The organism is Salinispira pacifica, assembly GCF_000507245.1.
Lineage (GTDB): Bacteria > Spirochaetota > Spirochaetia > DSM-27196 > Salinispiraceae > Salinispira > Salinispira pacifica.
In genome coordinates, this window is record NC_023035.1 from 254845 (window position 1) to 275170 (window position 20326).

Below are 20326 nucleotides of genomic sequence, written 5' to 3' on the forward strand. Positions count from 1 at the left end.
CATCCCCGCCGCCATTCTCCTCTCGGGCACCGGCACTATTCGCCGGTGCCCTTTTTTTGTATGCCCAGCGAAGCGCAGGCATACCCGACCGGTTGGAAGATACCGGTGTCGCCTCGTTCAGGAGGAAGACAATCCGAATTGCAAGGGCGCAGCTGGCAACGGTTGGGTCTGAAGGAAGCAATAGGAAGTGAACAGCACATAGCGAAAGCGAACCTGATACGGCACAACAGGGGTGGTAAGCGTGCAAAATAGCGCGAAGCCCGAAACCTGAACAGACCTGTAGTGTGTTTGAGGATGGCGTTGTTTACAGGGACTGCGCACAGTATCTGGGGAAACCTGTTGAAATCCCAGCAAAGGGTAGGGAACGACAAGCAGAAATGCAAGTCAGATCGAAGTTTCAGCAGGTGGCAGATGAGTCCGTAGTAGTGAGTAAGTTCCGGCCAGTGAAAGCCAGTAATGGTGTGGAGGAGAAAACCGGAATGACCTCGTCCCCGGTGACGAGGACTGCATTCAGGCCAAAAGCCGGATGCGGATGCGAAGGGACGAAGTTTTTAGTAAATCTTGTTTCGATGAAAAGGCTGGTCGGCAGCTACGCTGCCTGCTCGCCTATGCAACCGAAGGAGCGTGAAGCCTAAACAGAAAGTTGCTGGAAAGTGAGCAGAGTATGTGGCCACGGCCGACTGGGGAACCAGGAAGCTGAGCCAGAATACCGTTGACCTGAGTATCTTTTTGACCAGCTGAATATTGCCGGAAAATGGCTAAGAGACAGCTGCAGAGGAGAGAATGAGCAGGAGTTTCACCGCCGAGGTTTCAAACGAAAGAAGATGCAGACACAAGGAAATCGTAAAATCTGGTACAGCCTCTACGGCAGGATGCTCGAGAGACCACGGCTGGAGGCCGCTTTCAGGAAGGTGAAGGCAGCGAACGGAGCCCCCGGAGTAGACGGAGTGAGCGTCAAAGCCTTTGCCGACCGTCTGGCGGAGCAACTCGATGTACTTGTGAAGGAATTGAAGGACAAGAGCTACCGACCGCTTCCAGTCTTGAGGGTGGAAATACCCAAAGACGGGGGAGGAGTAAGGAAACTCGGGATACCTTCGGTTCGCGACCGGGTAGTCCAGCAAGCCTTACTGGACATTCTAAACCCAATATTTGACCCGGACTTTCATCCGTCCAGTTACGGATACCGACCGGGCAGAAGCGCACATCAGGCAATTGAGAAGGCATCTACGTTCATGCGCAGGTATGAATTGGAATGGGTAGTGGATATGGACTTGTCGAAGTGTTTTGACACACTGAAGCATGACTTTTTACTGACTCAAGTACGAAAACGAGTTGCCGATGGAAGCATCTTGAATCTCATACGCCTCTTTCTTGAAAGTGGTGTGATGACGGATGCTGGTGAAGAGAACACTGAAGAAGGGAGTCCCCAGGGCGGGGTGATTAGTCCGCTTCTCGCGAACATCTACCTCGACTTCTTTGACCAGTGGAGCATGGCACGAGGGTATCGCATAGTTCGCTATGCCGACGATATCCTCATCTTTGCTTCATCACAAAAAGGTGCGGAACGTCGGCTTGCAGCTGCAACGCATTTTCTGGAAGAAGAAATGGGACTGGCTGTGAATCGTGAGAAAACTCACATTACAAACCTGTATGAGGGGGTGCGCTACCTTGGAGTAGTAATCTCTCGTCACCACACCCGGATTCAGGAAAAGAAGGTGAAAGCCTTCAAGGACAAGGTCAGGAAACTGACCCGACGCAACAGCGGGAGACCGCTGGGATCGACAATTTACGAACTCAATCCAGTACTACGCGGGTTTGCTAACTATTTCAGGATAGCAAATTGTACGAAGGTATTCAGGGAGCTGATGAGCTGGGTACGCAGGCGATTGCGGGCTATTCAGTTGCGACTTTGGAAACGCTCTTCCCGGCTGCACCGCCGATTGCGGCAGCTGGGATTTCAAGGCGAGTTCAAACACATCAAGATGAGTTCGTGGAGATCGGCTAAAAGTCCGCTTGCAGCCATGGCGCTGCAAAACAAGCACTTTGAAGAGATGAATCTGTTTTCTCTCGACAAGGTACAGGTCGCAATTTCTGTCCGGCAGCTTGCTGGATAACTGAAGACAGGAGCCGTATACGAGGTCCGTACGTACGGTTCTGTGAGAGGGACAATAAAGGAGGTCATTCCTCCTTTATTGCCCTACTCGATACCCGCCTCCCGGGTAAAAAAGAAGACGTCACTCAAAATTTCGATTTGAGATTCTCTATGCATCCCGAAAATCGTTGAGACCGGCCATATTGCAGGATATAATTAATGCGGGTTATGACTGCGGCGGGATGAACGTACTCCCAACCCAGAATGCAGGGACCGGCATCAGGGGGGTACAACAGACGAGTCTGTACCGGCAGTCTGTACCCGGAGGAGATTGTCATGAACCGGAAATCAGGAATGTTTTCTGCAGTTTTTCTTCTTATTCCAGCCCTGCTTTTGCTTGTATCTTCCTGCAGCATTATTTTCAAAGATTTGGTTACCAAACCTCAGATTACCACCCATGAACTGGAGTATTATCTTGATACTACAACCAACACCGGCAGCTTTGATCAAGTAACCATCACCTGGTCTGAAGCAAAACGGGCAGGGTATTATGATGTTCAGCTGATCGACCGGGACAGCACTGCGGTATGGGATTTTGACAGAACAGAGGATAATGATACCAGCTTTACCGATCACGGAGAAAAACTCGGTCCCGACAAATTTCAACCGGGAAAGAGATATGCATACAGAGTCCGGGGATATTCAGATTTTCTGGATGAAGAAGGCCCCTGGTCCGACGACTATGACATTCGAATTCCTGCGTTTATGCCCCCATGGGAGGTATTTCCCGATATTGGCACATCAGGCGAAATTACCCTGAGTTGGGCAGCTCAGGATCTTGAGGACTTAAGCTATGTCATTCGCCGGGGTACAGACGGCGAATTTGGTAGTTTCACCCAGCTGGCTGAGGTAAGCGGAAACAGCTACAGTGATGATTCGGTGATTGCCGAACAGGTGTATTATTACCGGGTATCGGCCAAACATCCGGAGTACGGCGAGACGCCGTATTTTGCCCTGCAGGCATCGGCACAGTAGCCGCGAATTTTTCATTACATGCGAAAAAAAAATAGCCGGAGCTCCCGAAAGAGCTGCCGGCTTTCTCCAGATTTTTTGGGGAACGTCCTCGCTACCGGGTGCATTCCTTTTGGACTGCACCCATCACCTGCAGGCTATAATCTGAACCCCAGGGTGAACCTGTTGTGCACGGTTCCGAATCCGGGGATTTCGTAGGAACCGCCCCCCGGACCGTTATACTGGCTGTAGCCTCCGGTGAGGCCGGGTTCAAGTTCCAGGTCGGCATTAACCCCCATATAGAATCCCATTCCCAGGAACTGCAGTCCCACAACCGCCTTGGCTGAAGGATAGGTGTAACGGTTTTCAGGATCAAAGATGCTTGCCAGACGCTGGTTGGCATTGTCGCCAACGCTTCCCCGGCGAATGGAGATTTCCAGGTCGGCGTAGAGCGGACGGAACTTCAACCGGGTTCCCCAGCCGAATCCCATGGTGAGATCCTCAAGCTGATCCACACCGTTCACAGGCAGGATTCCCCCGTACAGGGTTGTATAGAAGTTCCTGCTGCCGTTGGCGATTCCCAGGAAATGATGAGTATCATTTTCCACCCACCAGCCGATATCATGAATGCCTTTTTTTACCCAGCTGAACAATCCGATGGGAATACCGTAGAGATCGTTGGAGATGTTGATTACCCCCAGTTGGATGCCCTTCATTTCACCCCGTGCGATGTTCAGAACCCCGATTTGCGCACCGGCTCCATCTTCGGTGATGTTCACCGTGGACAGCTGTGCTCCGTTGATTCTGCGGCTGCCGTTGAATACACCGGCGACCTGTACGCCGTTCATCAGACCGGTTGAGTTAAACACTCCCGCCGCCTGTACGCCGTTCATCTGGTGATCCGCCGTATTGAAGACCCCGGCAAGCTGGGCGCCGCTCAGGGGCTCGTCCGCCACATTGAAGACCCCTGCAACCTGGGCGGCGCTTGAGCGTTCCATGCTGGTATTGAACACCCCGGCGGTCTGTACGCCGGTGATGCTTCCCTCGGCAGTGTTGAAAATACCCGCAGATTGCACCCCGGTGAAATTCCTGCGGCTCACGTTACCGATTCCCGAACTCATCACCCCGCTGCTGTTCTCATAAAGAGTGGTGAATATTCCTGCTGATGCCAGGCCCGCCAGCCCGCCCAGGTCCAGGATGAGGGGACTGTAGGCGAAGGTGCTTTGAACCGATCTGCCCTCCATCACGGGATACGAGATTCCCGGAACTGCAGAGACGTAGAATGGATGATAACTGAGTGTAACCGGCCGGGGGGAAACGGTCTCGTCGGCGGGAGTCTTTTCAATACCCCCGGCCGTCTTGCTGCCGGTTTTCAGCCCGGTTTCCGGTTCCTTGCGGTTGCCGCTTTCATCGGGCTCAGGCTGAGCAGCTTCGGTGGAAGGGGTGGTTTCGGAGAAGAAGTCATCTTTATCGCTGAAAAAATCCTCTTCGGTGGTGAAAAAATCATCTTCCACCGCAAAAAAGTCATCCTCCCCAGACGGCCGGCCGCTGTTGTCCCCGGAAGACTCATCAGAGGCGGACGGTGCCGGTGAAGTTGATCCATCGGCGTTTGTAACGTCATCATATGGTGCCGGCACAGCCCGGGCCCCTTCGGATGATTGTGCAATTTCCGTGTCCTCATCCATAAAGGGTTCGGATGGGCTTCCTCCTCTGCTGCGGTTCTGTTCCTGCTCCAGAGGATAAAAATCTCCGGCAACCAGAAACTTCTGGCTTCTGTAGGAAAGATTAAAAGAGTGGTTCCAGGCGGATCCGCTGCTGTCGCTGAGTTCCAGATGGTAGATACCCGGATCCAATGCAATTTCAAGAATTTTATCCGCAGGTTTGTTGATCTCTGCTACGATATTTCTCCGTCCGTTCTTTACATACACTCTACCGGCAATCTCCTCATCCAGCACCACCGAGCTTACCGGATTGCTGAGATCGGTGAGCACAAGGTCTCCCGAACCGCTGAGATTAATATTGTAGGAGGGGTGCTGTGGACCCGAAAGGCTGCTGCTGGTGACCGAAAGAGTTTCGTTGAACGCATACTCATACGCCTCATTTAATGTGACTTTCCGGTCCCCCGAGTGATCAGCTGCCCCTCTGAGAGCAGAAACCATGTAATGGGTGAAAAATGACGCTTCAATCCGGTCTGACTCCTGGGCAAGTTCATCCGCAGAGCTGGAGGTGATAAACGCATGCCCGCTCATGCTGGAACTGTCATCCAGCAGAAATGGCTGGGTTCGCACTCCGCCTTTTGTGCGGGTAAATGCTCCTGATGCGCAGGAGTCCAGAATCGCAATGCTCACATCCGCATCCACGCTGTTGATATTCTCCCGGAGCTCCTGGTATGCGAAATGCTCATCGCCCAGAAGCAGCCCTGTCTCATCGGAGTGTCCGGAATAATAGAACACGAACTCAACCCGTCTTGAGTCCTCACTGCTTTCATCGATAATCCGGCTCAGGCGGGTAAATGTCTGCTCCACATTCCGCTTTCCGGGATTTTCCAGAACCACTCCGTCTCCCGGCAGAATGCCGCCCACTTCTGAAAGAACCCGGGAGAGTTTAATGGCGTCGCTGACTGCCCATCGTAGTTCCTGCCGGGAGCTGCCGCCGTCGTTGGTTCCCACGAAGAGCCCGAAACGGCGGATGGGTCCGCTGGCCGAGCCTGAATCGCTCTCCTGACCGAAGGCCGGCACTGCCGTGAGCCACAGCAGGCCGATCAATCCCATGAGAACCGCCCTGCGGATTGTTGTATATCGTCCTGTCTTTTTGGTATGAACGGTCATAAGGTTCTCCTTAAATTATCTGCCCGCAGGCTTTACCAGGTCGATGCGGTGCACGCTGAATTCCTCCGGGAAATCCAGTTCCCCGCTTCGTGTCCACCGTGCAGATTTCAACTGTGGTGCGATGGATGCCAACAGGTCACCCACATCAAATGCTTCCTCGGAACTCACGAAAAAGAATCTTTCAAATTGAGGTGCATCATCAAGTCGATATCCATATGGAAGATATACCTCATCATAGGGCTGTAATCGGGGAAGAATATCAGAATTTTCCGGATAATGAAGAGTTATTACATCCCGTGAGTCCACGGAGATAATCGCCCCGTAATTTTTCCCTGTTGCCAGATAGCTGATCTGCAGATTATCTCCCTGAAAGCTGCGGTCCCCGTCTTCCAGCAACTCCGCGTCCCCGTCTCCCAGATCCCGGTAAATGAAGATCCGCGGCTCCAGTCCCTTGGTGCGGATGCCGTCGCCCGCCGGATCTGCCTGATCCATGGGAAGGGCGAAGCGGAACACCAGACCCAGAACCAGTACCACCGGCAGAGCTGCGGCCAAAGCTGCACTCCAGCCCGGGTTTTTGAACCGTGAGATGAAGCTTTTCTTCGGTTTCGGGGGCAGGGGTTCACCATGCTCAGGAATATCCAGAACTCCCGATGCAATTCTGCGTGATTCCATGGATTCGGCGAAGGCTCTGCGGCGAATTTCCGCAAGTTCCGACTGTGTGTCGTGCTGCTGAAGGAAGCGGGTGTTGGCATCTTTCAGCCGATCCACCGCTGCATCGAAATCCCGGGGGGAGAAACCGGGGCGGGAGGAAATATCCTGCCATGTTTCTTCACCGAGCTCATCCACGGCGGCCTGTTCCAAATATAAATCCTGTACCTGTGTTGAATTGTGTTTCATGTTTTCAAGCCTCCTTCAGGGCTTTTCCCCTGGACTGCAGTTTTCTCAGGCGTTTGCGGATACCCGAGACGGACATCCCGACGTGAGAAGCGGTTTCCTCCAGGGTGTACTTATCAACATAATGGAGCCATGCAATGATTCTGGTTTTGTCATCATCAATCGCAAAGAGCCGCTCCAGGAAATGGCGGGCCAGAACCGTTTCTCCGCTTGGATCTATCCATCCGGGGTCCTGATCCTCAACCGCCGCATGCTGTCGAAGTTTCTGTGACCTGAGGTAGTTCAGGCTCAAATTGGTTGCCATGGTGTACAGAAGGCTGGACGGTCCCTTATGCTCCAGCCGGTTCTGAAAGCGCAGGAGATTTACAAATACATCCTGCATAATATCCTGGGCTGCCTCATCATTCTTCACAATGCCGAGACAGCGGCGGTACACCATGGGGGCGTATTTTTCATAATAGCTTTCAATATTGATATTCACTCTGCGCTCCTGAATTGGTTCATAGACTCTAACAGCTCTGAGCAGAAAATATGTTCCCATATTCTTTCCCTTGCCTCTATAATTCAGCTATGAGTCTTTTTGAAAAAATTGCGGAATACCGGATAATTCCGGTGCTGAATCTTCCGGAGCCCCAGCCGGCCATCCGTCTTGCCCAGCTGTTTCTGGAAGAGGGACTGCCTGTAATGGAAATTACGTTCCGGAATTCCGGAGCATCTCAGGTGATCCGGGCTGTCCGTGAGCGTTTTCCGGAAATGCTCCTGGGCGCCGGTACGGTGAGGCAGCCGGAACAGCTGGATGATGCCCTGGAAGCGGGGGTGGATTTTCTGGTTTCACCCAGTCTTGTCCCCGGGGTTATCCGTTCCTGGGATGCCATGCGCAGCAATGGAGCGGCCCCTCCTCCCTACATACCCGGGATCGCCACGGTCAGGGAGGCGGAGGAGGCTCTGGAATACGGCTTAACGCTGCTCAAATTTTTTCCTGCTTCTGTATCCGGAGGTCCGGGGATGCTCAAGGCCATCAAGGCCACCCATCCGGAATTGAAATTTATTCCAACCGGAGGCATCAATCTTGAAAATCTGTCGGATTATCTGAAGCTGCCGAATGTGACTGCATGCGGAGCAAGTTCGGTTTTCAACCGTTCGGCCTTCGAATCCGGAGATATTGAGGCAGTGCGGGAGAGAATCCGGGATTTCCTGACGGTCCGGGGAATCAGTCTCCCTGAATGAACCCCGAGTATGTGGAGTGAACTTCACTGATTGCGGTTCTGAAATAGCGGAAAAAACGCTCAGGCTTCCATGAGGGCTTCAGGCAGAGGGCCAGTTTATTCAGTTCATGCTCCTGCTCCGGGAGGCTGTGGGCCTGTTTGTTATTGCTGAGCTGAAGATAGTGCTCCACCCTCCGGAAGAAGGTATAGTACTCTGTCAACGCATTTCCCGTTTCCCGGGGGATGAGTTGGGTCCGCTGCAGCAGCTGAAGTCCCCGCAGGCTGTTCCCGGTGAGAATTACCGGGTATTCCCCGCTGTACAGCATCTGCATTCCCTGTATGAAAAATTCGATATCCCTGATTCCCCCGTGGTCGTTTTTCACATCAAAGCCCGGCAGCAGATTATCCTGCGCCTCCCCGGGGTCGGAACCGCTGCCTCCCACATGATGGGCTATGCTCTTTTTCCGCATGGAGTCGATATTGCTTCTGGGATCCTGTTCATCCCATACTCTGTCGAATTCAGGTTTCAGTTCCGTGAGAAGCCGTTCCCCCAGAGCCAGGCTGCCGGCCACGGGTTTCAGCTTAATAAGAGCCTGGAACTCCCAGGGATCTGCGTGTTTCCGGTAATACTCCAGAATTGCGGGCATGGAAGAGACCAGGGGGCCGGATGCACCGTAGGGTCTGAGGCGCATGTCTACCCGGTACGCCTGTCCCTCACGGGTGAAATCGTTCAGGCTTTTCACCATGGTCTTGAATATTCCGGTGTACAGTTTGATTTCCCCATCCCGATCCTGTGATTCATCGGGAAGATATACACAGAGAAGATCAATGTCCGAGCTGTAATTCAGTTCCCATCCCCCCAGCTTTCCGAAGGCGAGAACCGACAATGAGCTGAGAATTTCACGCAGCCGCGGATCATTCCTTCCTTCCTGTGGCCGGAGTTCCCGGAAGGCTGCTTCCCGCAGGGCAATCTCGCAGCAGCTTCGGGCAAGGAAGGAAATTTCACCCATTATTTCCTCGATTTTCACCCCAAGGGCAATATCCCGAACCCCTATGCGAAGGATTTCCTTTTTCCGCTGCCGCCGGAGCCGGTTCAGCCAATCATGATGGTCAGATGCAGCCAACGCCTCATTGCTCAGGGCTTCTTCCATTTCGATCTGGTTCCTCGGACGGCTGACAACTTCGGGGTCGGTGGCCCAGAAAAAGAACCCGGGGTTTTGAATCAGGGTGTCCGCCAGGAACTGGGAGCTGGAGAGCAGGCTGAACAGGATATCCATCCGTTTGGGCTGGCTGAGCAGCTGAGTGAAGTGACGCTCCTGGCTCTTCAGCCGTGCGGTGAACTGTTCCCAATTGTTCAGAGCCATATCCGGGTCTGCGCTTCGTGATATCCTCTCCCAGACAAGAATTGCCAGCCGGATGAAATGTTCACCGTTCACATCCCGCTGGGCGATGTTCTGAATGTTCACCATGGCTTTCTGACCGTCCTGGAAGCCTGACAGGCGGAAGAATTCATCCATCTCATCGGGGTCCAGGCCGTCGCTGATAACGATATCCACAATGGTGAGTTTCCGCTTCCCGGGGATGGCTTCCCGGCCGAGATGACGCTCCACAAATTGCCGCACCCTGGCGCTGTGGGTTTCGAAGTCGATGGTCAGCTGATCGGCCTCACTCAGACCTTCCCGGGTTTTGTAGCCGATTCTCCGGGCCAGATGCCGGTACTCCCGGTCATGCTGGGGGGGAAGAAAAAGGTCCTCGGCGTTCCCCCTGAGCATCCGCAGCCCGTTGATCAGATTGCGGTGAAAGCGGTAGGCCTGGATCATTGCCTGGGTTTCCGAATCATCGATGGTGCCCAGATTGTGCAGACTTTTCAGTGCGTCGTGGATTCCCGGTCCCCTGAGAGACTCATGCTTCCGTCCGTGAATCACCTGGAGAATCTGAACGTTGTATTCCAGGTCAACCAGTCCGCCGGGGCTGAATTTGGCATTGATTCTCCCTTCCTTGAGCTTTTCCCTGAGCTGAAGCTGACGCAGATCCCTGAGTTCCGGTACGATGATGGCGTCGCTTTCGTACAGAATGTGATTTCTGATGCTCAGGCATTCCCGTCCCAGCTCCGGGCTCCCTCCCAGATGCCGCATCCGCACCAGGGCCAGACGCTCGGCACTGTGGGCCTTGCCCCCTTCCCGGAAGTATTCGCTGAATTTGTCCAGCTTCACCGCCACCGGGCCGTCCTCTCCATGGGGACGCAGGCGAAGATCCACCTGGAAAATGCCTTCTTTTTTGGCGCTGATCATCCCGCCGGCCCGTTTGAACATCTTTTCGAAAAAATCCCGGTTGGCAATGGACTTTTCACCGTCGCTGTGACCGTTGTCGGAAAACACAAACATCAGTTCCAGATCGCTGGCATATCCCAGGGCTTTTCCCCCCAGCTTGCCCAGGCCGAACACCGCCCATTCCGCTTCCAGGCCCCCGGCGCTCCGGGGAATGCCGTATCGGCCGGTCATTTCAAGCCATGCAAGCCGGCAGGCCGCCCGGACCACAGCCTCCGCCAGGGTGCTCAGCCGGCGGGAGAGAAAGAAAAAGTCCAGATCCCGGATGGTGATGTGGTCCATGTCGATAAGAAAGCTTTCCCGGTTTTTAAATTCATTCAATGCGGCGGTCATTGCGGCGATGTCCGGGGAACCGGGATCCGGGCCCCGTGCTTCATCCAGCTTGTTTCCCAGGGCTTCTTCCAGGCTGTCTTCCGGGGTGCTGAGCAGATGCCGTTTATCCAGATTTTTCAGCATGGGGACGATGCTGTCCCGCTGAATCCTGATGAAATCCTCCCAGAGAAAGTCACTGGTTCCCAGAAGCCGTGCCAGTTCTCCATGGAAGCCGCTGGAAGCCAGCAGCTGCCGGAAGTCTTCGGCGGCATCCAGTTGCTGAACATCCTGAATGAGGCTGTCGAAGCGCTCCAGAGCCTTCGCCGGGTCCGGCGCCTTGTCCAGGAAGTAGGTGAATTGCTTTGAGATGAGAATGGAAAGTTTGATCCGGTTCAGGACCCGCTCGTTCTTGATGGGTTTACCTTTGCGGTCGGTGAATTCTATGGTATCCACCAGCCGGCCGTTCCGGGTTTCTATGTGAACGTGTTCTATGCGGAGACGGTGAAGATTGAGAACCGTGCTCAAACTGTACAAAAAAAACGGCGTATCCGAAGATTTCACTTCAATTGCGGTGGAATGCTCTTTTTGTATGATCTGCAGGTGTATGGGATTCAGCAGGGTGCCGCTTCCGGGAACTGAATTCTGAATCCTCTGGCTGACCAGTTCAATAACCCTCTGCTGGATGGATACCGGGTGCACCGGGCTCCCTCCTGGTCGGGCGGGAGACTCCAGAAGCTGATAAAACTCCCTGATATGTTCTTCCACCTGGGCGATCCAGCTGTGCATTCCGCCGCTTCCGGAGATGTTTCCGGAAAAGTGGTCGATGATCACCCTTCTGCCGCCGATATTCCGGCTGGTGGCGATGGTCCCTTCTCGGATATTCATCCCGGCGGCCGCCAGCACCCCTACCAGAATGCTGAACAGCAAATCGTGATCGTATCCGATTACATAGAGGGATATTTCCCATCCCTCCATGGTGTCTTTCCTGTCCACAATGAAGTGAACGGGATGGTCTGTCTGAAGACTCTGCATGCCCCGGATAATCCGGGGTAAATCTCTTCTTGGAAACCTGCGGATGCCGTCCCCCGGCAAGGCCTGAACCAGACGTTCCACATCATGAGTTTCCAGCTCCGGGGATTTCGCGCAAATTTCCTGTATCAGATCGTTATTGCTTGCCTGCATATTCGGGTACATCCTGTCGGTTCAGGGTATGGAAGGGCATTTCCACCTCTCCCATTGTACATACCCGGTATTTTTTAATGAACCCGGCGGGACGGTAGGTCATTTTGGCCTGGCGGAGGCCCTCGTCTCCAAGGTCCTGCTCCCGGTTGATGTATTTATAGCATTTGGGAAGAACTGCGGCGTAGGCCCGGTTGATGAACTGATAAATGCCCTTATATTCCCCCAGAGCCTTTTCGATGTGAATTACATATGTGCTCTTTTTTGATATGCCTTCACCCATGGTGTATGCTGCGGGCTTACCGTCAACATAGATCATGTATCCGTTCAGCTCCAGGAAATCCTTCAGTTCCAAGGCCTCTTTACTTTCTTTGTAGTCACCTTCATCTTCCCTGCCTTCCCGCCATTTTTCCAGGACTGCAAAGGCATCATCCACGTTGTCGTTGCAAAGGGGCCGCTCTTCATAGGAATAATTATTGAGAAAGGCGTTAATCTGATTCCGTTTTTTATGATATTTTTTGCCTTTCAGGGTGGCCAGGTCTTCTCTGAGGTAGAGGTAATCGAAGTTGTCCCGGTCTTCACAGACATTGTAGCCCAAACCCTCCAGCCAGATCCGGGCTTCATCCGCCCGTTCTTCGTTCAGGTTTTTAATATAATCGGCTTCTTCCAGAAGACGCTTTCTCAGCTCTCCGTCATTGGGGAAGCCCATGGGGAGGCTGTAGAAGGTTTTTCCATCCTTTTTGCCTTTGATGAGCAGTTTGTCATCGGGAAGCCAGCTGAGCTGGTACTCATAGTGGTTTCGGAAGAGGAACAGGCCGGTGAACGTGAACTCGGAAACCCCTCCGGCCTCATTATTGAGTCTGGGGTACAGTTCTTTTTTAAAATCCTTATGAATATTTGAAAATTCCGGATATTCTGGTATGTGTTGCATACCAGTAATATATGCGATTCCCCGGCTCCGGGCAAACATAAACATGTGTATATGCAAGAAGATTGTCCTGATTGAGAGGAATCCGAGGAGAATAATAGATGCTGCAGAACATAGACCTGGACAGAGAATGGTTTGAAGAACGGCTGTTGGAACGTTTTGTGCGATACGCCAAAGTGCATACCACCAGCGACCCCCACGCTGAAGGGACGCCAAGTACGGAGCGCCAGTGGGTACTGGCCAAACTCCTGGAACAGGAACTGAAGGAATTGGGCCTGAAGGAAGTTGAGCTTACAGAATACTGCAACCTTGTGGGACGCCTTCCCGCCAATATCAAAACAGATGCAGATCCGGTGATGTTTCTGGCTCACATGGATACCGCACCGGATTTTTCCGGAGAGAATGTAAATCCCCGGATTCACGCCGACTATGACGGTGGGGTGATCCGCCTGAACGACGAGTATCAGCTGGATCCCCGGGATAATCCCCTGCTGAAGGATTATCTGGGCGATACTGTGATTACCACCGACGGAAACACCCTTCTGGGGGCGGATGATAAGGCGGGGATTGCCGAAATTATGACCGCCCTTGAGTATCTGGTGGAGCATCCGGATATCAGCCACGGCGATGTGGAGGTTGTCTTCACCCCGGATGAGGAGATCGGGAAGGGAACCGTGAAATTTCCCGGGGATCTTGTCCGATCGAAGTTCGGCTTCACCCTGGACGGTGACACCGAGGGGAGCTACAACGCCCAGTGTTTCAATGCCTTTGCCATTGATGTTGAGTTCACCGGCGTGATGATCCATCCCGGGTACGCCAGGGGAGAAATGGTCAATGCCATTGCCATGGCTTCCCATTTTGCGGCCATGCTGCCCGGGCAGGAAACCCCCGAGGCAACCGACGGCGACTACGGCTTCTACGCTCTCAGGGAGATCAGCGGAACCATGGAGTCTGCCAAACTGGGGATCTTCATCAGGGATTTCAGCATGGATGAGATTACCCGGCGGATAGCGTATCTTGAGCAGCTTGGAAAAACCGTGGAAATGAAGTTCCCCGGAAGCAGGGTGCAAATCAGCACAACCCAGCGCTATCTGAACCTGAAGCAGTTTCTCGAAGGTTCTCCCTGGGTAATTGAAACTCTGGAGGAAGCCATACGTGATACCGGCATGGAGCCGGTTCAAAAGAGCATCAGGGGAGGCACCGACGGTGCACGGCTGTCTGAAATGGGTTTTCCCACCCCCAATATATTCGCAGGAGGCCTGAATTTTCACAGCCGGTTTGAATGGGTGGGACTGAGAGCCATGGTCCGGGCATCAAAGGTGGTGCTGAACATTATTCAGCGCTGGTCCGCCTGATGAGCCGATGCCGCTATTCCGGAGTGCCCGGGCGTGGGTCCCGGAAAACCGCATGCATCGATTACATGTACACCCTCTGAACCCGGGGACTGATCCCGCAGGTGATTTCGTAGGCAATGGTGCCTGCCTTGTCGGCCAGGGTTGAGGCCGTCTCGGCTCCGGGGCTGAATCCGAAGAGAACGGCATCGCTGTAGCGCTGCACCGGGGTTCGGGGACCGCAGTCAACCATGCATTGATCCATGCAGATTCTGCCTACCTGGGGCAGTTGCCGTCCCTCAATGAGAACGGCGGCGTTATTGGAGACGATCCTGGGGTATCCGTCGGCGTACCCGGCGTTGACGGTGGCTATCCAGCTTTCCTCATTGCTGGTCCAGGTGTGTCCGTAGGAAATTGACGTCCCCGGGGGAACCTTCTTTACAAAGGTCACAGGAGCCCGCAGTTCCATAACCGGCTTCAGCTCCATGTTTCGCCGGGTGAGTTCCTCTGCGAAGGCTGAATCCGGGGCGTACCCGTATGCTGCGATCCCCGGCCGCATCATGCTGCTTCCGTCATCTCCGTGGAAAAGGATCCCCCCCGAATTGGCTCCGTGAACAAATTCCGGCGCCATCCCCCTGGACTCCAGCTCCTCAGCTGCGGCCTTCAGCAATGCCGCCTGCCTGGGAGCCAGGCTGTCGCCGGGATCATCGCTCAGGGGAAAGTGGGTTGCCAGGCCGGCAATGCGGAACCCCGGGGTGGAGAAGACGGCCTTGGCCAGAGCAGGAATATCCTCCGGCGGGCAGCCCAGCCTGCCCATACCGGTATCGGTTTTCACATGGATTCCCAGATCAGGAGCTTCATCTGAAATGACGGCCTGTTTCAGAAGGAGGTTCCGGCATTCCGCCAGCTCGTGGAAATAATCAAGGTCGCTGACAAAGGGTTCGATGTTCCGGGTGAACAGAAACTCTTCTTCACCCCGGTCCGCAATGCTGAACAGGAAAATTCGTGAACCGATGCCCGCTTCCCGGAGTTCCACTGCTTCTGAGACCCTGGCTACTCCAAAGTGCCGAATGCCCCAGGCTTCCGCCTCACGGGCCATTCGTACTGCGCCGTGACCGTATGCGTCGGCCTTTACAGCCAGGCACAGGGGCCGTCGGCCAGCCTGCTTCTGGAGTACTGAAAGATTATGCCGGAAATTTTCAAGGTTGATGATGGCCCTGGTCTGTGTCATGGTTTTCAGTGTAACCCGCCGGCCCGGGTGCTGCAATAACTCCATGCCGGACGTGTGAAACCTGTGGTGTATCTGTTTCCCGGCGGAAATATCAATATTCAAAGAAATTTTCCGCTCTTTGGCTTTTTTCCGTATCCGTGCTATATTATTTGTGGAAAAACATATGAAAATTGCAAGACCGTTTTCCATTACCATTCTCCTCTCTCTGCTGGTACTCTCCGGCTGCGATACGGGATCATTTTTCATGACTTCCTCCGGGGAAGGCAGCATTTCTGTAGATACCGTGGAGCCTGCATCTTTTGTGGAGGCAGACGGAAGCATCCCCGTAACATTCAACAGCGATAGAAGCAGTGAAGAACCTGATCTTATCAGGCTCAGTGTGGAAGACGAGGCGGGAACGGTACTCCATGAGAGGGAATTCTCCCGGGGGACACCGGATTTTCCCGAAATTCCCGATCTTCAGCTGGACGAACTTGAACTGCCCCGGGGCAGAGTGTATGTGATCAATCTTGAATTTTTCCGTGAAGGCGAGTTCCTCCACCAGGAAGACAGCTGGTTCTTTTATGGCGCTGAACCAACGGATATTCGACAGGTCACTGTCAGCCCCCACTCCGCCGCCCCCGGAGAAGAGGTAAAAGTCCTTGTGGAAATCGGTTCAGATCCCTCGGTTTCGCCGTACCTGCAGTTCCGGATGGACGGGGATGTGGTGTATGAAGGGTTGGCAGAAACATCCAGCATTGAATTTGAACTTACCGCCCCGGAACAGGGGGGCGTATACGATCTCAGGCTGGATCTCTACCCGTGGTTTGACAGCAGAATAGATGAAGACAGTTCTTCAACCATTCACCAGACCCTGGAGATGCTGGTAATCCAGCCGAGAAATAATGAAAGTCCCCGGGGGGTTCGCCAGATTACCCGGGATGATTCTCTTTCCCCGGAGACCGCTCCGTTTTTCTACAACAATGACCGGGTGGCTACGGGGATCCAGCTCAATTTCTCCTCTACAGAACAGGAATCCAGCCCGGTTGCCCGGACTGAAGATGGATCGGGCTCGGCAGAGGATGACGACTCCCTCACGGAAGCATTGTTATTCAGCCTCTCGGATGGAGGACTGGGAATTCGGGCGGTTGCCGAAGATGATGACCTGCTGTTTCATATCCGCTATCGGTTCCAGACCTCCCAAACTTCCGCTGACGAATCGGGGAATCAGAGATCACGGAACATTGAACGGCCGGTTTTTGAGAAAACAGTACGCATAGAGCGGGCAGTCAGTTCACGGTCCGCCGCATTGACCATGGATATTCTGGAAAGCGACAGGCATCTTACGCTTCTGGTCTCTGCAGCAGGGAAACTCCTGTACGGAGAACTGCTGTATTTCGATGATTTTGCCTCCGTTGAACCTGCAGACAGTGACGACGGTCCCGGAGAATTCGCGACTGAGGGTCGCATTGGTCCGGGAGTGTCGCTGCTGGAGTTGACTCCCCTGGCGGAGAGTTCAGATCTTGAAAGCCTGTTTCAGATGATACTCAGAAAGAAATACGGCAACTTTATTTTATTCGCTGAGGGATTTGAGTTTGCATCATCGGTGAATAATGCCATCAGTTACTCCGATCAGGCTTTTATCCAGGACGGATATCTGGTGCTACCCCCCGGAGCATGGGTTGAACTGCCCGGATTTGCCCTTGATGAGTATCTGGTAAATGTAGCTGCGGAATTCCATGATGATGATTCTCTTCGGGGAACCAAACTGGAATTGGTTCAGCTGCAATCTTCCGAGGATTCTGAATCAGCTTCATCGGTATTCAGCCTGAACGGTGCCGGAGAAGTTTCTGTGGAAGGCGTATCCATGATGCGCATTCCCGCGCCGGACAGCGTATTCGAGTTTACCCTTTCCCAGAAGGATGAGCTTCTCTCCCTGGTGTTTCCCCAGGTGAGTGAAAATGGATTGAATATTCCCGTGAACCGGGGAGGCCTCTACCGTCTGTATATCAACCGTCAAAGCGAAGCCCAGCTTCAGATCAGACTGGATTCCGTTCAGGCCACCAATACCGCCGATGAGCTGGTAGACCGGGTTTTTGACGGAATCTGATCCTCAGTTTCGTATCAGTATGCACTTTTTCGAAAAACTGTTCTCCTGATCGTTGAAAACCGACAGCGCCGCAGCTACTATTTCAGTATCAGAATAAAAAGATTAGAACAGGAACCCGAATGAAAAAGTTAATTGCACTGATTGCCGTCTTTTGCATATTCGCCTGGGGGCTCTATGCCCAGGAAATATCGGAAAAGCAGGATCTGTCCATATTCCGCGCCAATTATTACGGAGCTCCGGTTGAGAAACAGGGTGATTCCCTGAGCATCAAAGCCCAGATTGGAAAAACCTCGGTAGAGCTTGATCTCACCAGCAGCGGCAATATGGAAACTGACCGGATTTTCCGCAACAGTATCGGAGCGGTGGATGCCGGAATCAGGCAGGTTTTTCAGAATCTGGGAAGATTCAATATTATTGCCATGCCCCAGCGGGTAAGCACCTCCAATGTAACGGATTTTATCTCAGCCATTCAGGATTACCGCCAGCAGGGTGTGGAAATCCCCGAAGCGGTGCGTCTGGGGCAGGAGGCATTTACCGAATCCGACCTCAACAGGATCATCAATTCATTTATCATGGTTGTTCCCGAAGTTACTTATTACGATATTAACATCGGAGATGTCAGCCTGTATGAGGCAACAATAGTAACATCTTTCAGCATCTTCAATGTTGAAGATTACAGCAGCATAGCGGAGTTCTCGGTGGAATCCACCGGCTACTCGGATGATAAACAGGAAGCCATGCGGCTGGCCGTGGAGGATATATCCGACCAGCTGGAATTTGAAATCCGCTCTGTGGAACAGTTCAGACTGAAATCTGCAATTCTGGAACGGAGAGCAGGACGGATTATTCTTGAATTCGGAAGAAATATGGGGATACGGGTTGGGGACGAATATGAGGTTACCCGAATCCGCGATCTCGGCGGGAAAGTCTTTAATGAGCGGGTGGGCCTGCTTCGAATTCGGGAAGTGAACCAGGAATTTTCCATCGCCTCGGTGATGTATGAAAAAGAGAGAATCGTTGCCGGGGATCAGGTGAAGGAAATTCCTCGAATCGGATTCGATGTCACCCCCTATGTGGCGGCAATATTCAATCTGGAGAGCAGAAGTATCTCCAGTATTTCGTTCGGAGCCAGGGCTGCTCCAAGCCGGGGCTTTTATGCCTTCCGTCCGGTGGCTGGGGTGGAGATTGTGCTCTCAAACGCCAGTACCGCAGGAGAATTTATCGGCCTGCCGGTAAGTGTGAATTTCGGAGCCGAGTACAACCTGTTTCTCCGGCGTCTGCGGCTCACTCCCCACGCCTATCTGGGATTGGTGGGGCAGATTCCGCTACAGGAGGGTGATGACTTTGCGCTGAAGGCATTGAAGACGGGTCTGGTATCCGGACTTTCCTATTTGCTGCCCAGCGCAGCGGATAATATTGAACTATACCTGGAAGGAGGCTATGAGCTTCAATTCGGGTTTGAATCCAATCCGGTTTCCGGTATCAGCCTGGGTGCTGGGGTGCGGATCCGCTAACTACGGAAAACGGAAAAAAGATCGGATATTTGAAGAGGACGGTTATGAAAAGCATATACAGAACAATGGTCCTGCTGCTCAGTATGCTGCTGTTGATCGGCTCCTGTGCGGGAACCGGAGCTGCAGTGGGGGGCGGGAGTGATGTGTTCGCCGGACAGGGGCGGGACGAGAGTCTGCTTACGGCAATGAACAAGGCGAAAATGGATGCTGTGCGGAATGCGGTGATCCGGATGATCGGAGCCCCGGCTGAGGATGCCCAGTCCGCTCAGCTGCAGGAGGTTCTGTACTCCAGCTCCAACCCCAACCGTTTCGTATACCCCGAAAGCATGGAGACTCTCCGGAAAGAGAACATGGGCAGCATAGACGCCATGGATATGCTGTACGAGATCCGGATCCGGGTGCGGATGGATGCAGTGAGAAATGTACTTGATACCCATGGGATCAGTTCAAACCCCGGAAATGGAGGGGCCGACTCCGGTACCGGGGAAATGAAGTCTGGCACAGGGGATAATTCAGTTGAAGAAGCCGGGGAGGTCACCGGAAACAAATCGACCTCCGAAGATCCGGCAACCGCTGAAGACCCGGCATCCACCGAAGAGCGGCAGTTTGTCCGCAGCTTTCTGGAAAACATGACCTACATGGTGTATTTCAGTGAAGAGGGGGATGTGGATCCCTTTCTCATGAAAGCCGCCGTTACCCAGGCTAATGCATGGCTGGCAAACAACGGTTACCGTGTTGTGGACTCCGATCAGATAGAAGATCTGAAAGCCGACGCAGAGCTCTTGTATGAAGAGCAGACCGGAGGCAGTATTTCCCTGCTGCAGTGGATCGCCCAGCGGCTGGATGCGGATGTGTATGTTGAAATTGACGCATCTCTCACCGCCCGCAGCCAGTCGGGATCCCATTACGGGAAGGCCATCATCACCATGAAAATGTATGAGACCTCCACCGCAGCTCTTCTGGGTTCAATTCCCTACACCAGTCCCGAAACCTACAGCGCATCCTCCACAGAGGACGCCTTGTCCAATGCTCTGCAGAGTTCCGTGTATCAGGCCATGCCTTATATGGCCGAACAAAGCAGACTGCGGATGAATGAGGAAATCAGTGACGGTGTACGTTACAATGTCACGTTCATCAACAGCACCGATTCCAGACTGATGAGCAGTTTCCGCAGAGAACTCAGGGATGAGGTTGAAGACCTTGAGACAGTATCCCAGACCGGGGAGGAAACCCGTTATGCGATATATTATTTTGGACGTAAAGATGAAGTTGAAGACCTGATATACCGGGTTGCTGACCGCACCCCCGGTATGGAGTACATTTCTCTGGTGTTAACCAGAGGCAAATCCATGACATTTGATACAGGCTTATTGCCTTAGGAGGAA

Annotated in this window: 13 protein-coding genes; 7 read left to right on the top strand and 6 right to left on the bottom strand. The window is 53.3% G+C overall.

Annotated features, from left to right (window positions below):
- Positions 1-824 precede the first annotated feature (824 nt).
- The gene (ltrA, locus tag L21SP2_RS01115) at positions 825-2114 is read left to right on the top strand and encodes a group II intron reverse transcriptase/maturase (protein WP_024266609.1); all 1290 of its coding nucleotides are present in this window, start codon (positions 825-827) and stop codon (positions 2112-2114) included.
- Positions 2115-2428: 314 nt separating this feature from the next.
- On the top strand, positions 2429-3127 hold the full coding sequence (locus tag L21SP2_RS01120; RefSeq protein ID WP_024266610.1) for a fibronectin type III domain-containing protein: 699 nt from the start codon (positions 2429-2431) through the stop codon (positions 3125-3127).
- Positions 3128-3261: 134 nt separating this feature from the next.
- Here L21SP2_RS01120 and L21SP2_RS16625 read toward each other — a convergent pair whose 3' ends face one another.
- Genes L21SP2_RS16625 through L21SP2_RS01135 form a run of 3 tightly spaced genes read right to left on the bottom strand, consistent with a single transcriptional unit; the run spans position 3262 to position 7306 of the window.
- Positions 3262-5931, bottom strand: a complete 2670-nt coding sequence (locus tag L21SP2_RS16625; protein ID WP_024266611.1) for a caspase family protein — start codon at positions 5929-5931, stop codon at positions 3262-3264.
- Between the two features lie 15 nt (positions 5932-5946).
- Positions 5947-6828, bottom strand: a complete 882-nt coding sequence (locus L21SP2_RS16630; RefSeq protein ID WP_024266612.1) for a hypothetical protein — start codon at positions 6826-6828, stop codon at positions 5947-5949.
- 4 nt (positions 6829-6832) lie between these two features.
- Positions 6833-7306, bottom strand: coding sequence for an RNA polymerase sigma factor (locus L21SP2_RS01135; RefSeq protein ID WP_041401879.1), 474 nt, complete (start codon positions 7304-7306; stop codon positions 6833-6835).
- A gap of 89 nt (positions 7307-7395) precedes the next feature.
- Here L21SP2_RS01135 and L21SP2_RS01140 point away from each other — a divergent pair, with 89 nt between their 5' ends.
- The gene (locus L21SP2_RS01140) at positions 7396-8052 is read left to right on the top strand and encodes a bifunctional 4-hydroxy-2-oxoglutarate aldolase/2-dehydro-3-deoxy-phosphogluconate aldolase (RefSeq protein ID WP_024266614.1); all 657 of its coding nucleotides are present in this window, start codon (positions 7396-7398) and stop codon (positions 8050-8052) included.
- Here the strand turns inward: L21SP2_RS01140 and L21SP2_RS01145 are convergent.
- Both L21SP2_RS01145 and L21SP2_RS01150 read right to left on the bottom strand, forming a co-directional pair.
- A complete protein-coding gene (locus L21SP2_RS01145) occupies positions 8036-11851 on the bottom strand; it encodes a [protein-PII] uridylyltransferase family protein (RefSeq protein ID WP_024266615.1) in 3816 nt (1271 codons plus the stop codon). The genes L21SP2_RS01140 and L21SP2_RS01145 overlap by 17 nt on opposite strands.
- Complete coding sequence (locus L21SP2_RS01150; protein ID WP_053335741.1) at positions 11835-12779, bottom strand: DUF2156 domain-containing protein; 945 nt, start codon at positions 12777-12779, stop codon at positions 11835-11837. The genes L21SP2_RS01145 and L21SP2_RS01150 overlap by 17 nt, the downstream gene beginning before the upstream one ends.
- Positions 12780-12877: 98 nt before the next feature.
- On the opposite strand from L21SP2_RS01150, the gene pepT reads away from it, so the two are divergent.
- On the top strand, positions 12878-14131 hold the full coding sequence (gene pepT, locus L21SP2_RS01155; protein WP_024266617.1) for a peptidase T: 1254 nt from the start codon (positions 12878-12880) through the stop codon (positions 14129-14131).
- A 61-nt stretch (positions 14132-14192) separates the two neighbouring features.
- Here pepT and alr read toward each other — a convergent pair whose 3' ends face one another.
- Positions 14193-15440 carry an alanine racemase gene (gene alr / locus L21SP2_RS01160; protein ID WP_169730401.1) on the bottom strand — a complete coding sequence of 416 codons (1248 nt, stop codon included), beginning with the start codon at positions 15438-15440 and terminating at the stop codon, positions 14193-14195.
- Between the two features lie 61 nt (positions 15441-15501).
- Here alr and L21SP2_RS01165 point away from each other — a divergent pair, with 61 nt between their 5' ends.
- From L21SP2_RS01165 to L21SP2_RS01175, 3 genes are all read left to right on the top strand, one after another.
- Positions 15502-17427, top strand: coding sequence for a hypothetical protein (locus L21SP2_RS01165; RefSeq protein ID WP_024266619.1), 1926 nt, complete (start codon positions 15502-15504; stop codon positions 17425-17427).
- Positions 17428-17546: 119 nt separating this feature from the next.
- On the top strand, positions 17547-18941 hold the full coding sequence (locus tag L21SP2_RS01170) for a hypothetical protein (protein WP_024266620.1): 1395 nt from the start codon (positions 17547-17549) through the stop codon (positions 18939-18941).
- A 44-nt stretch (positions 18942-18985) separates the two neighbouring features.
- The gene (locus L21SP2_RS01175; protein ID WP_024266621.1) at positions 18986-20320 is read left to right on the top strand and encodes a DUF6175 family protein; all 1335 of its coding nucleotides are present in this window, start codon (positions 18986-18988) and stop codon (positions 20318-20320) included.
- Positions 20321-20326 lie beyond the last annotated feature (6 nt).

Bases quoted from the DNA above. Each gene is read 5' to 3' on its own strand.
- ltrA (WP_024266609.1), top strand. From the start codon at position 825: ATGCAGACACAAGGAAATCGTAAAATCTGGTACAGCCTCTACGGCAGG.
- L21SP2_RS01120 (WP_024266610.1), top strand. From the start codon at position 2,429: ATGAACCGGAAATCAGGAATGTTTTCTGCAGTTTTTCTTCTTATTCCA.
- L21SP2_RS16625 (WP_024266611.1), bottom strand. From the start codon at position 5,931: ATGACCGTTCATACCAAAAAGACAGGACGATATACAACAATCCGCAGG.
- L21SP2_RS16630 (WP_024266612.1), bottom strand. From the start codon at position 6,828: ATGAAACACAATTCAACACAGGTACAGGATTTATATTTGGAACAGGCC.
- L21SP2_RS01140 (WP_024266614.1), top strand. From the start codon at position 7,396: ATGAGTCTTTTTGAAAAAATTGCGGAATACCGGATAATTCCGGTGCTG.
- L21SP2_RS01145 (WP_024266615.1), bottom strand. From the start codon at position 11,851: ATGCAGGCAAGCAATAACGATCTGATACAGGAAATTTGCGCGAAATCC.
- L21SP2_RS01150 (WP_053335741.1), bottom strand. From the start codon at position 12,779: ATGCAACACATACCAGAATATCCGGAATTTTCAAATATTCATAAGGAT.
- pepT (WP_024266617.1), top strand. From the start codon at position 12,878: ATGCTGCAGAACATAGACCTGGACAGAGAATGGTTTGAAGAACGGCTG.
- L21SP2_RS01165 (WP_024266619.1), top strand. From the start codon at position 15,502: ATGAAAATTGCAAGACCGTTTTCCATTACCATTCTCCTCTCTCTGCTG.
- L21SP2_RS01170 (WP_024266620.1), top strand. From the start codon at position 17,547: ATGAAAAAGTTAATTGCACTGATTGCCGTCTTTTGCATATTCGCCTGG.
- L21SP2_RS01175 (WP_024266621.1), top strand. From the start codon at position 18,986: ATGAAAAGCATATACAGAACAATGGTCCTGCTGCTCAGTATGCTGCTG.